Annotated in this window: 7 protein-coding genes and 1 CRISPR repeat array; of the genes, 2 read left to right on the forward strand and 5 right to left on the reverse strand. The window is 55.2% G+C overall.

The window, feature by feature from the left end:
• Positions 1-253: 253 nt before the first annotated feature.
• The 3 genes from ABE504_RS24655 to ABE504_RS24665 all read right to left on the reverse strand — a co-directional run bounded on the left by ABE504_RS24655 (position 254) and on the right by ABE504_RS24665 (position 5,464).
• Positions 254-4,018 (reverse strand): Npt1/Npt2 family nucleotide transporter, encoded by a 3,765-nt coding sequence (locus ABE504_RS24655; RefSeq protein WP_430093926.1) that lies wholly within the window; start codon positions 4,016-4,018, stop codon positions 254-256.
• A gap of 189 nt (positions 4,019-4,207) precedes the next feature.
• Positions 4,208-4,642 (reverse strand): DUF6526 family protein, encoded by a 435-nt coding sequence (locus ABE504_RS24660; RefSeq protein WP_430093929.1) that lies wholly within the window; start codon positions 4,640-4,642, stop codon positions 4,208-4,210.
• 51 nt (positions 4,643-4,693) lie between these two features.
• Complete coding sequence (locus tag ABE504_RS24665; protein WP_430094308.1) at positions 4,694-5,464, reverse strand: GTP pyrophosphokinase; 771 nt, start codon at positions 5,462-5,464, stop codon at positions 4,694-4,696.
• 258 nt (positions 5,465-5,722) lie between these two features.
• Between ABE504_RS24665 and ABE504_RS24670 the strand changes: the two genes are divergently transcribed.
• Together ABE504_RS24670 and ABE504_RS24675 are read left to right on the forward strand one after the other, a co-directional pair.
• Positions 5,723-7,015, forward strand: a complete 1,293-nt coding sequence (locus tag ABE504_RS24670) for an MDR family MFS transporter (protein ID WP_430093932.1) — start codon at positions 5,723-5,725, stop codon at positions 7,013-7,015.
• A 615-nt stretch (positions 7,016-7,630) separates the two neighbouring features.
• Positions 7,631-8,523: a CRISPR direct-repeat array (repeat unit 32 nt; unit sequence GTCGCACCTTGCGTGGGTGCGTGGATTGAAAT).
• A 108-nt stretch (positions 8,524-8,631) separates the two neighbouring features.
• Entirely contained in the window at positions 8,632-9,276 is a 645-nt protein-coding gene (locus ABE504_RS24675; RefSeq protein ID WP_430093933.1) for a hypothetical protein, read from the forward strand.
• Between the two features lie 115 nt (positions 9,277-9,391).
• Here the strand turns inward: ABE504_RS24675 and ABE504_RS24680 are convergent, their stop codons facing one another.
• Positions 9,392-11,713, reverse strand: coding sequence for a helix-turn-helix domain-containing protein (locus tag ABE504_RS24680; protein WP_430093935.1), 2,322 nt, complete (start codon positions 11,711-11,713; stop codon positions 9,392-9,394).
• Positions 11,714-11,773: 60 nt separating this feature from the next.
• On the reverse strand, positions 11,774-13,387 hold the full coding sequence (locus ABE504_RS24685) for an extracellular solute-binding protein (RefSeq protein WP_430093937.1): 1,614 nt from the start codon (positions 13,385-13,387) through the stop codon (positions 11,774-11,776).
• Positions 13,388-13,400 lie beyond the last annotated feature (13 nt).

Consider the following 13,400-nt stretch of genomic DNA (forward strand, 5'->3'; position numbering starts at 1 on the left):
TCGGGGGCAGTCGCGCCGCAATAGGAGCGGTTCACCACCTCTATTTGCACGAAGCCGAGGGAAATTCAGGAAATAAGAGTGGTTCACTACGCTTATTTTCTAGCACTTATGAGCCAATCCGGCAACTCCTCACAGGTGCGGCATTACCGGGGTAACGCGCTATTGCCTGCCAGCATCAACACCACTGGCAATGCCGATCGGCTCGATCGCTGCAGCCTCCGTCAACGTCGGTCGGCCAGAAGAGCTAAAGCCCCTAGTTCATCCCGCGCAGCCGGTCCGCGATGACGCGCATCATACTGCGGAGCACGTCGATGTTCTGGAAGCAGAAGCTGAACACGAGATCGCGATGCAATCTCATGAGCACGGCAGGCTCAGCGACCGTGCAGTCAGCTGACCGCGGGCCGCTGTCGATGATCGCCATCTCGCCGAAGAAATCGCCCTCGCCCAGCATCGCGAACGTATCGCTGCCGCGATGGACGCGGATGCGGCCCTCGATGATGCCATACATGCTGTCGCCAAAGTCGCCAGCCTTGCAGATCATATCTCCCGGCGAGTAGGCAACCTCTTCAACCATTTGCGCCAGCCAGACGAAGTCTTTGGGCGCAAGGTGGGCGAAGAGGTCAATCTTCTGGAGCACCAGAATGCGCCGCAGGATGACGCCGTTGCTCGTCAAATCAGACACATCTTGCCCCGCAGCTCCAGCCGGATCAGCCGGATCAGCAGCTCCAGAAGCTGCTTGATCGGCAGCAGCTTCGCGCTCCCTTTCCGTGGATGGAGGCGTATTGGTTGCTGCCGTTGCCTCTTCCGCCAACTTTTGCCCAGCACTCGACACTCCCACAGTTTCCTCAGACATCAGCTCCAGCCCTGCGGCCGCTTCATCGGACGCCGCATGCAAGATTCGCTGCTGTACCACGGCTGGCGGCCCATCCGTCTCCGCTCCAACCGCCGCTTCCTGCGCCGCCTTGCCGCGCGCGAGCTCCGAGCGCAGTCTGCGCGAGAGGAGCTTCATCATTTCGACGGCGATGCTTTTTTGGTCGAACATCATGTCGTAGAACACGGCCGAGTCCAGCCGCAGCAGCTGCGAATCGGCTTCCGCCACAATCGACGCCGTGCGCGCGCTCTGCGTGAGAATCGCCATCTCGCCGAAGCAGTCCCCCGGCTTCAGACCGCCGAGCTTCGCGCCCGCCCGGTGCACGCCGGCTGCGCCCTCGACGAGGAGCATCAGGGAATCCCCTGGATCCCCCTCGCGGATTACCGTAGCCCCTTGCTTCACCTCCATCGGGTGAAGCCGCACGGCGATGGCGGCGAGGTCCCGGCTCGTCAGCCCCTGGAACAGCGCCACCTGGCGCAGCATCTGTACCCGGTGCATGAGCTCCTCGAGCTCCGCGTCGCCGCTCCGGCCCGACTCCCGCAGCAGCAGGTGGCGGATCGACTGCACAAGCCAGTCGTCGCCCTGCTCCGCCAACCAGTCCAGATGAAGCGTCCGCTCCGCCGGGCTCGCCGCATGCTTGCCAAGCTCGCGCGGGCTCGCCATCAGCTTTGCCATTTCCGTGCGCAGCGTGCCCTGCAACGTCTGGTCGATGACCTCCTCCGCATTCGCCTGCTGGCGAGAGTCGCCCTCCGACCAGTCGAGGTACACCGCCTGCATCGTCTGGCTGTCGTGCAGCAGCGATAGCAGCTGGAACACGCGCCGGCTCATGGCCCGGCGGTTTTCCTGAACCATTTTCACAATCTCCGCATACCGCTCGTCCCCGGCGATAGCGGCGCCGTGCTCAGCAAATTGGCCATGCAGCTGAATTTCCTGCAAAATGTACGTCTCCGTCAGCTTCGCATCCACCGCCATATGCGGCCGCAGCTGCTGCATGCGCTGCAGTGACTCGACAATCCGATCACGCAGTTCATAAGACGCAGTGCCATAATAAGAGAACAGCCGATCTAACGCTGCCTCCCCGGGCATCCGCTCAAACACCGCCGGCATATAAAGCCGGACATCCAGATCTTCCAAATACGGCGCGAGCTGCGGCAGCACCACGTCTTCATCGTAGGCGGCCAGCGCTTCCACCGCATGACGACGCGTTTGATTGTCCCGCAGCAGCGCCACGATCGCATCAATCAGCGGAGGCACATGCAGAATGGCCGCCGACTCCAGCGCCCGGATCCGCACCTGCGGACTCCGGTCCTCCAGAAGCGCGCGCAGCGGTTTGTAGAAGTTTTTGACCCGAATCTGTCCAAACAGCGACGCCATCGCCATTCGTTCTTCTTCCCGGCCGCTCTCCATCATGTCCTTCAGCTTGCCGACCGCACGGAACATGCCCTCGATGCCGTAATATTTGACAAGGCCTGCGATGGCGGCGGCCTGAACTTCCACTTTTTCCGCATCCAAGTGTTCCGTAATTTCCTCCAGATACGCGTCATCCGCGTAGGCCGACAGCGCGAGCAGCGCTTTGGCCTGAACGGGCGGCGACTCTGCGTGAAGCAGTGGCAGCACATCCCCTTCGAACCCCGCCGGCATCCGCTCCTCCACGTAGGCCAGCGCCTCCATCACAACTTCCGGCGCCGAATATCGCAGCAAATCACGCACATGCGGTGTCAAATCGTAGGACGCTTCTTTCAATAATCCGAATGCATACAGCGCCTGCTGCTTATCCGTAGATCCCAACGTATCGATCAAAATCTGCCGAGTCACCGAATCCATCAAATTCAGCTCAATTTGCGTGTCGTCCTGGGCGGTTTTGAGATTGGCGAGGAGGGTGCTGAGGTACGCTTTTTTCACTTTGATACCGGCCCCGATCCCCACCAGCAGCAGCGCCAGCACGATATAGCTCAAATCCTCCGGTGCGACCCACCTCGTCACAAGCAGCAGGCAGATCGCCGCCAGCCCTTTTGCGCCATTGCGAACGATGCCGTCGAGGAAGCCCTTGGCTTTGCCCCGCCACTCCGGCGGAACCGGGAACATGACGAGCTGGCTCACCGAGGAGTAGATCGTGTCCCCGACGACTTTGTCGCTGCCTTTTACCATGACCGCCATCGCCAGCACAGGCAGCACGAGCACGCCCAAGCTTCCCGCAAACAGCACGACAGGAAAAATCAGCAGCGCCGTCATCACGCCGAATCGGGTAATGATTTTGCCGGAGACGAACAGCTGCACAAAAAGCGCAATCAGCCCCGAGAAGCCGTAAAAGCTTCCCATAAAGCCGGCCAACGCCTCGTTCTGCAAGGTTCCGCGCAGGATGACTTTGAACTGGTAATCGATCAAGGTCAGGGACAGCACGAGAGCAGCGGCCAGAATCGCTACGTATTTGAGATGGGGAACGCTGGCAAAAAGCCCCGACTTCTGTGCATTCGCCCGCTTGACGGCAGGGGCGGCTGCTTGGACTGGCTTCGTCTCTGCAGCCGTATCCCGCGTGGTCCGCAGAACCACGTACACCGCCAACATGGCCAGCAGCTGCAAAGCCGCATAGAAGAAGATCAGGTTCGCCGTGCCGACCAGCGGTACCAATGCTTTTAATCCGAACCCGCTCAAAATCCCGCCCACAATCCCCCCGCTGCCGACGAGGCCGATCATTTGCTTCGCTTTGCGCTGATCCATGACCGAGGTCGCGAACTGCCAGAAGCACACGATCATCAGAAAGTTGAACACATCGTAGCCGATATACATGACCGGAAACACCCAGCGCAGCTCCATGCCTACGCCCAGCCGAGATACCAAGACGAGCGCGCTGATGAGCGGGATCAGCACCTTGATGAGCGTGTCCAAACGCACTTTGGGCGAAAACCGCTGAAACAGGACCCCCGCCGTGATCATGACCAATGCCTGCGGCAGGTACATCACCGACAAGTACGAATTATCGAACCGGCTCAAAAACAGCGTGTCCGCCGCCGTCCGCCCGATCGTTGACGCCGATACGACGCAGAATAAGTAGGCAAAAAGCAGGAACACTTTGCGGTACTCTTTTTTATCCTCAGACCATTTATGTAAAAACGCTTGAAAAGGCTTCCCCTTCACCACCATGCTCATACGCACCGCTCCATCCGTCAGATTCAATGTAAACGAAATCATCTATGGAAATTGTACCAGAAGTCCTAGTATAAAATAACTAGCTTGCGACAAATTTTGTGTGGGAATCCACAAAAAGAGAGTGCAGATGCCGGAAGCATCCACACTCTCTTTTCACGTAAGCCGCTGTAAAAGTATTTGCTATACCAATTAAATCCGCTCGTTATCCGCGCGCCAATCGCGAATCTGCTTTTTGATCGCATCCGGAGTCAGGCTCTCGGCAGCGGCTTTCTCCGCCAGCGCGGGAAATTCGGCGTCGGACGCGAAGCGCAAGGCAGTAATTTGACTGGTGGTAAGGCTCGAATTCAACAGTTTGCTCGTCAGCACGTAGTGGCGAAGGTTCTCCTCCGCTCGGATCGCGCGATCCTGCGCTTTGAGCGGGTAAGAGCGAAGCAGCAGAAACACCACAATCACAATCAGTGTGATCAGCAAAAATAAAACCGCAGGCAGCAAATCCTCGCCCGCCTTGAGGCTGTTCACCAGCTCGAACATCGCGGCCACGATGAGCGCAAAAACCAGCAGCGACAATACGTAGTGAAACAGCGGGTGCATCCTTTTGTGATTGGCGTAGTTCTGAGCTTTCATGTGCAAATCCCCTCTTTTTTCAAATTAGGACTGCCCCAGAGCCTCCCCGCTCTACGACTTGTCCTCATCCCCATCATTATTCATGAGCGCCGACATTAATGCTTTCGGGAGCGCAAACTGCTGATTATTAATAATAATCCGGTTCAAGGAATCCGCCGCCTCGTCCGACTGCTCCTCCTGGATCTCCTCAATTTCACGGTGCAGACGCTCCATCTGCTCATCCAGCCTCGCGGCCACATCTGCCGCCTGTTTCAACTCCTGCAATAAACGCTGGGGAACCGCCTGATTGCCCTCTTTGAATTTGTAAAAGATTTTGTGCTCCAGACTCGCCCAGAAATCCATCGCCACCGTACGAATCTGCACCTCCATGCAGACGCGCTCGGTCCGGTCGGACATATGTACGGGCACCTCGATCAGCAGATGAAGGCTTTGGTAGCCGTTCGGCTTCGGGTGCTTGATGTAATCTTTTTCGCTCAGGAGATGGAGGTCGCTCTGGTTCTTCAACATGTCACTGAGGACATAAATGTCCGAAACGAACGAGCACGTAATGCGCAGACCCGCGATGTCCTTCACATTGCCCCTGATACCGTCAAAAGACAGATCGCCTCCCTTGCGGTACAGCTTCTGGATAATGCTCTCCGGCGATTTCAGCCGGGATTTGGTATGTTCGATCGGGTTGTATTCGTGGAGCATTTCAAATTCCTGAACAAGAATCTCGATGCGCGTCTCCATTTCGTCCAGGGCAAATTTATACGTCATCATAAAACGCGTCAGCTCGTGCTTGAAGTTTTTCAGATCTTGCATGGAAAGCGTACTCAGCATATTCACGGGTGATTTCATCCTTTCACTGCCGTTATTTATTTCGATACACGCACCCGTGCAGGGTGCGACGGTTCGTCGGGGATTCCGAACGGTTCCATTATTTAGTGTAATGGAGTTGGGGCGGGGTTGCAAATTGTACGGAGATGATTGTCCATGCCGGATTCGGTCTCCGGATGGATGTCTTGTTATTAACCATGGGTTAATATAGTATGAAAAGATAGATAGATATCCAGACAGAATCAGAGAGGCTTCTTCTATATGAAAATCAGAGATTGGGACACGAATTTGAAAATCCGCCTCGGCGGGGAGACCGCGTTTAACGTTATTTTTTGGACGTTTTTTCCGTTTCTATCGATTTACTTCGCCGAAGCGTTCGGCAAAGGCTGGGCGGGCATGCTGCTCATCCTGTCGCAAGCGATCTCCGTTGTGGCGAACTTGCTTGGCGGCTACTGCGCCGACCGGTTCGGCCGCAAGCGCATGATGGTCATCGCAGCGTCCGCGCAGGCAGCCGGCTATGGGCTGTTCGCCCTTGCCGCCTCGCCGGCGGTGGGACTGCCGGCTCTAAGCTTTGTCGGCTTTTGCGCAGCGAGCTTCGCCGGTTCTTTGTACTGGCCCGCCAGCCAAGCCATGGTGGCGGACGTCGTGCCGGAAGAACATCGCTCTAGCGTGTTCGCGATTTTTTATACGGCAGCGAATATGGCCGTGGTCGTCGGCCCGCTGCTTGGTTCTTTGTTGTACGAGGACAACCCATACATGGTGCTGTTCGGCGCAGCGGTGTTCTGTGCGCTGCTCGCGCTGTTCATGAGCCGGCGTCTGGCGGAGACGCTGCCGGCTTCTGTGGCGGAGCGCCGCCGCTCGTCGGCCGGCGAGCCGTGGTACCGGGTCGTCGGCGCGCAGCTGCGCGACTACCGGGTCATCGCCACGGACCGCGTGTTCCTGCTGTTCGTGCTGGCCGGCGTGCTGCTGTCGCAGACGTTCATGCAGCTCGATCTATTGTTCCCCGTTTTCATTCAGGAAACGGTGTCGCTTAGCACGATTTTCAGCTTCGGCGATTGGAACCTGGACGTGACCGGCAAGCAGTTGTTCGGCCTGATTGTGTCCGAGAACGGACTCTTCGTGGCGCTGTTCACCGTCGCGATCACGAAGTGGATGCTGGCGTTCCGCGATCGGTACGTGTTTATCGGCGGGGCGTTGTTTTATGCGATTGGCATCCTCATGTTCAGCCGGATGTCCACGTTCTGGGGCTTCACGCTCGCCATCGCCGTGTTTACGCTCGCCGAGCTGATGTCGGCCGGGCCTCAGCAGGCGTTCGTCTCACGGCTGGCGCCGGAGCAGGTGCGCGGCCAGTATTTTGCGGCGGCGAGCCTGCGGTACACGCTGGGCCGCACGCTCGCGCCGCTATCGATCCCGCTGAGCGCGTGGATCGGGTATGGGTGGACGTTCAGCCTGCTCGCCGGGCTGGCCGTGGCGGCTGCTGTGCTGTACAATGCGATGTTCAACCGCTTTGAGGGTGCTGATCGCGAGGAAGCAAGATCAGTGTTGCCGGGTTAGCGCCTGCGTCTGACGCTTCTCCAACGGCTGGAGCGTCTGCTCGTGTTAGGCTGCGAGCTTCACGCTAAAGTGGCCACGTGTCAGTGGGGGGGGGCCGTGATCATTCGCGATCTGCTTCCCGGGCCGGGGGCGCGCTGCAGCTAACGGACATCGGCGTCTCTTACCGGCGGATTATCGGGGTTTGTGCGTCGGTAACGGACATTGCTGTCTTTTAGGGGCGAATCGGAGCGTTTTGAAGGCAGAAAACAGCTTTAACAGTCGCGGATGACCGTCACAAATCGCGAAGAGGACTTTTTCCGCGCTAAGGGACTTTTTTGTCCCCTTACAATTTCACACGACTTCCTCGTCGACTTAACACAACAACATTGAGGAGCAATTGGGGCTCCTTCAGGGGCCGAGCGCTGAGCTCGGCTCTTTGCTGTGCCGCCTCTGAGTGCGAACCTGCGGTGCGAATGAGAAGCGCACATAAAAATGCCGGGACATTCGCACCACGTTTTTGGTAATATTAGGGTAGAGGCATGAGCTGGCTGACCTGCTTTTAGGGGAGCTGTTCTGTTTTTCGCTTGATTTGATCAAAAGCTGGTGGAAATAAGAGCTTTTGCATCAGAATGGGCTGTCGCACCTTGCGTGGGTGCGTGGATTGAAATATACGGACCACCCACCCTATATTCATTATGATTGTCGCACCTTGCGTGGGTGCGTGGATTGAAATTTCCCCCGAGTCTATGAATAGACTATCGATAGGGGTCGCACCTTGCGTGGGTGCGTGGATTGAAATACTTTCCCGCAGCGCAGACATTCGCGCCATACGGTGTCGCACCTTGCGTGGGTGCGTGGATTGAAATTGCACAACCTCCAGCTTTTCCTGGAAGCGCGCTACCGTCGCACCTTGCGTGGGTGCGTGGATTGAAATTTCACTTCCTGCTGCAGGTCCAGCACTTCCTAGGCGGTCGCACCTTGCGTGGGTGCGTGGATTGAAATTCTCTTCGCTGCAATCCTTTTGCTACTAGAGTGACGTCGCACCTTGCGTGGGTGCGTGGATTGAAATCGCGGAATAAGTCCTTTTGTCATTTTGATACCCGGTCGCACCTTGCGTGGGTGCGTGGATTGAAATTAACAAAAGGCTCAATGCCATCTACTATTTCCAGTCGCACCTTGCGTGGGTGCGTGGATTGAAATGGAAATTTAACTTCGTTTGAAAACGGTGCGTCGGTCGCACCTTGCGTGGGTGCGTGGATTGAAATACATCGGATACTGCTGGGTACCCGCTTGTACGGTGTCGCACCCTGCATGGGCGCGTGGATTGAATAGGCCTGTGCCGATAATGTTCGTGCGCGCCGTTTTGTCGCATCCTGCATGGGTGCGTGGATTGAAATCACTCGAACTCGCCGTGCAGGGCTCCGCAGTGCGTCGCACCCTGTATGGGTGCGTAGATTGAAATATCTCTTCCAGCTTCTCGACACTTCGAATCGGTTGGTCGCACCCTGTATAGGTGCGTGGATTGAAATTCCAAACGATCTATCTACACCGATACAACCTATATCCACCCCGTCATAGCCAAGCCAAGCCCTTCATATCTATCTAGGAAAGAGCTTGGGAAGGATGTGAACGGCGGCATGGACTCCCTTTTGAATCATGAAGCGGAACGTTGGCTGCAGCTGGGGCTTGCCTTTTTCTGGACGGTCACCTATGTACTCATCATCCTGCAGGGGTTCCGCGACCGGACTTGCGGTATGCCTCTACTGGCGTTATGCGCCAATATTACGTGGGAATTTCTGTACGGCTTTGTCATCCCGTTTGACCCGTTTCAAAAAATCGGCACGATCGTCTGGTTCGCCCTGGACTGCGTGATTTTCCTGCAATTCCTCGTCTACGCAACGCGCAAAACAACTAACAAACCGCTCCTCTACCTCTCCGTCGCCGGCCTGCTCGTGATGGCGCTGCTGCTGCACTACGGCATGCACGTGGAATTCAACGACAAAGAAGGGAAATATTCCGCCTTCGGCATCAATCTTATGATGTCATTCCTCTTCATGATCATGTGGCTAAAACAGCCTGGCAAAGGCCAATCGCTCGCCATCGCCTATGTCAAGACGATCGGCACGCTATGCGCCTCGATCCTGGGATACGCCATGTATCCGGAGTCTTTTTTGCTGACGACGCTGTACATCCTGACGTTCCTGCTGGATCTCCTGTACGTAATCGTTGTTACCAAGCCGAGCCCCTTGACGCCGCCCATCACGCACCGCCAACGATTCTAACTCGCCTCATCCCAGCAAGCAAAAAAGCGCCGCCATCCGCAATGGACAGCAAACGCTTATACATAGTCTCGTCCCTAAGCATTGCTCGCTAGTTTGTCCATTGTGTCCATTCCGTCTACCCGCTGTCTTTCTTCCCATGCTCTCGATATTCCGTGGGTGTCAGCGCAGTCAGCTTTTTAAAAATGCGGACAAAGCTGTTGACATTGCTGTAGCCGACCGCCTCGGCAATGTCCCGGATGCGCCCTTCGGTTTCGATCAGCAACTTCTTGGCCCGGCTAATCCTGAGATTCATCAGGTAATCGATGAAGTTGCTCTCGGTCTGCTCCTTGAATAATTTGCTCAGATGGGACAAGCTTACATGAAACTCATCCGCCAGCAAGTTCAAGGAAAGCTCGGCCCTGCCATAATTGTTGTGAATAAAGGCCAGAACTTTTTCGATTAAATCGTTCTTTTCCCGGCTGTTCCGCTTGTGACGGATCGCTTCCATACATTCCCGCAGCATGTCCAGCATGAATCGCTTCATGTCTTCGAGACTTTCATATTGGTGCAGCGAGGTTCGCATTTCCTGAGGCATGTGGAGCTGTTCCGGCTCAATTCCCGCTTCTCCGGCGACCAGAACAGCCTTCATCAAACATTGCAGGTTAATCTGCCGAATCATCTCCGGAGGAATCCCGTACTGGGTGAAGGCATCGAACCAGCGATCTGTCTGCGCCTTGAGTTTCTCCCCGTCCAACAGCTTCAGGGAATCCATCATGCTGTCGGTCATTGCGATCATGCGGTAAAGCAGCGCAGATTCGCCGATCTGCACATCATCCCGCGTAATGACGGTATTGCCTCCGAGAAGCAGGCGATAAGCCAGCACGTCACATGCCTGCCGAAAGGAAAGATGAATCTCCTCCGCTGAACTGGCCAGCCCGCCTACGCCGATGGTGACCGTGCGCTTGAAATTTTCCATGATGTAATTCTTGATTAGCTCCGCTACCACACCCGCCCGAAATTCGGCTTCTCCATCGCCATCGGGGAAACTCATCAGAATGGCGCAGCAACCGTTTTCGAGTTCGATTGCAACTCCCTTGCCCTCAGCCTGAATCAATTCTTCCGTCACATTGCACAGCGCGTAATTGTACAGATGGACATCCTGCGGCGTCAATTCATGACGTTGGTCGAAGTCTGCGGTCAGCACAACAAAACGGTTCATATCCAGCTGCATCCCTAACATGTCCATATACTGCCGGGTATTGGAAATATTGATCTTATAGTCCGAAAGCAGTTCCATGACCAGCTGCCACTTCAGAATCGGTTTGGTTTCCCGAACCTGCTTCCTCAACTGCTCGCTATTCTCCAGAATGTCCTCGAAGCGAGACTCCATAAGCCGGAGACCGTCTTCTCCTTCGCTGCTCACTTCCTGGGGAAATTGAGCGTTCAGCCTTGCAGCGAGATTGCCCAGAAAGCGGTTCAGCGGCTTGAACGTCCATCTTCCCACAGCGAGGGCAAGCATGGCTGCAAGCAGCAGGATAGCGCCGGACAGAACAACGAGCGTATTGCGAATCACCAGCAAGGGCTTGTTCATCTCTATATCCGAGACGACTCTCACAATCCGCCAGCCCGTGTAAGGATTAACCCTGTAGAAAACGGTAGACGTCCGATTATTCAACCTGGTCTTGAAAGTGCCGAAGTTCTTGCCTTCCGCCGAGATCTGCGCCACATACGGAACTGTTCCCAGATTCTCCCCCAGCTTGGACTGATCGGGATGAATGACTACCAGACCATCTTTATCCAACACCAGATTCAAGCCTTGCTCATCTTCCTCATGGTGAATCAGGGACAACAGCATTTCCTCCTTTAAATTAACGGCAACGGCACCCTTGCGGGCGCCGGAGGAGTGAATCAAAGGATAGGTTCTGACCAATGTCACCACATTGCGGTACAGCGGAAAAGAGGAATTGTTGATCAGCACCTTGCGGCTGGCCAACCAGTCAGAATAGCCGTCATACTGGCTGAAACGATTGATCCAGGCGTAATCCTTCAGCCTCAGTTCCTCCGTGAGAATATCCCCGGACACCAAGCGATCCTGAGAGTAGGAATAGAGATCCACGGAGAACAGGTAGTCGTCGCTGCGGATCAGCCTGTCGATATAGCTGCCAACTCGGAAATCATTGCTGGTCCGCTCCCCTTGGGGCAGATTATCGTCAAAAAACTTCTTCACTTCGTCATTCTGAACCAATTGGATGGCTTCGTTGTCCACATTTTTCAGCACCAGCTCCAGTTTCTGTTCCATGTGCTCCAGCAGCTCCATATTGGTGCCTACAAGTCGTTCCTTCAGATCGTCCGTGAAAATCAAATAGAAAAGCACCGCCGACACGCTTACACTCAAGAACAGAAGCATGATCAGACCTGTTATCATCTTTTTCATCCATTGATTCTGCACACGGTTCATTTGCCTGTTCCTTTCACATGTGTAATCGCAGCGGCGGCGCCTGCCGTTCATCTCTGATCGCTATTTAAAGCTTGCCTTGTTGGCTTCGTACCACTCCTGAGCAAGAGCCTCTACCTTATCCCCGCCAAGCCGCTTCCATTCTTTGCGAATTTCCTCCAGCCCCCAAACGGCGGTATACTGGTTGCCTTGCATGGTCACCTTAGCCCGCGTATCTTCAATAAACGGCTTCAACGCTGTCTGGATCTCATTCAGTTCCGCGAAATTAGGCTGATACGGAATATCACGATGGAAGGCGTTCTTCATCGCCGTCTCCAGCCCTGTCTTACTCAGAGAAGCAGCTTTCTGGGAAACTGCGTCAGGCGCCGCTTTCACCAGAAGATCCGCGGGGGAGAACTTGGCATCGCGCAACACCGCATATTCAGGCGCATAGTTGACTTCTTTTTTATACTTGTCCGCATCCAGTTGCTGCGGCACATTGTTGACCATTTTATAGTGAGTTCCCTCGATACCATTGACCAGCGTCATCCAGCCTTTGTCCACCAACCAGTCCAGGTATTCCACTGCGGCCTTGGGATTTTTCATTTCCTTGTTGAACGCTACAAAGATGAAAGGCTTGGTCTCCTGATACAAACCGAATTTGCCGTTTTTGGTGGAGACGGGTTCAAGCGGAACCGGATTGGCAGCAGGGACGTTTTTCCACATGTCCTTGATATGGGTCTCCATGGCGCCGCTGCCCCAGCTCGCCACATAAATGCCGGCCTTGCCTGTGGTCCACAACTGATTGGCACGCTGGAAGTTCTTGTCCGTAAGGTACTCTTTATCAACCAATCCATTCTCATACATGAGTTTTTCCAGAGCCATGGCGTCGCCAAAACGATCCAGCGTAGCGCCGTACTTCATTTTCCCGTTCTCCAGATACCACTGGTTGTTCATGGCCGCATTCATGGCGGAGTAAGCGTCAAAGGTGTTGCTGCCTACCAGTGGAACCGTATCCGCCTTGCCGTTTCCGTCCGGGTCCTGGTCTTTAAAGGCTTTGGCCACATTGATAAGCTCATCCATTGTGGTGGGAGTTTTCAGTCCCAGCTTATCCAACCAATCTTGCCGAATCCACATGCCGTGGTTGGCGACGGAATCCATCGTACGCTCCGTGGCTACTGCATACATCTTGCCCTCGAAGGTCAGATAGGCTTTCAGGTCGGGATGCTCTTGCAAGTATTTTTTGTAAGACGTGCTGTATTTCTCAATATATTCGTCAATTGGCTGAATGGCGCCCTGCGTAACTAATTTACCGATATATGCGCGGTCATATTCCCAAATGAGATCCGGCGCCTGATTCGAGGCAATCAGCACATTGAGCTTATCCTGCGCCTGATTGCGGGGCACCGGCACAATCTTCACATCGATGCCAGACTGCTCCTTTATCCACTTCACCCAACGATTGTTCTCGTATGTCCCCTCGTCGCTGGATACCGCGCCTCTGTCGAACATTGAGATGCTGACTGCCTTGGGAAGGGCAGCATACGGATCTGCACCCGCATTGGCTCCTGCCGACGAAGTTCCCGCTGGCGCAGCAGCGCCCCCTTCTGTTTGGTTCGAGCATCCGGCAAACATCGTCGCTGCCAGCACTAACGCAGCCGTAGAAGCAACCCACTTTTTCTTCTGTCTGAATTTCATGTGTGACCTCCTG

This window comes from Paenibacillus oryzisoli (assembly GCF_050467285.1).
GTDB lineage: Bacteria > Bacillota > Bacilli > Paenibacillales > NBRC-103111 > Paenibacillus_E > Paenibacillus_E oryzisoli_A.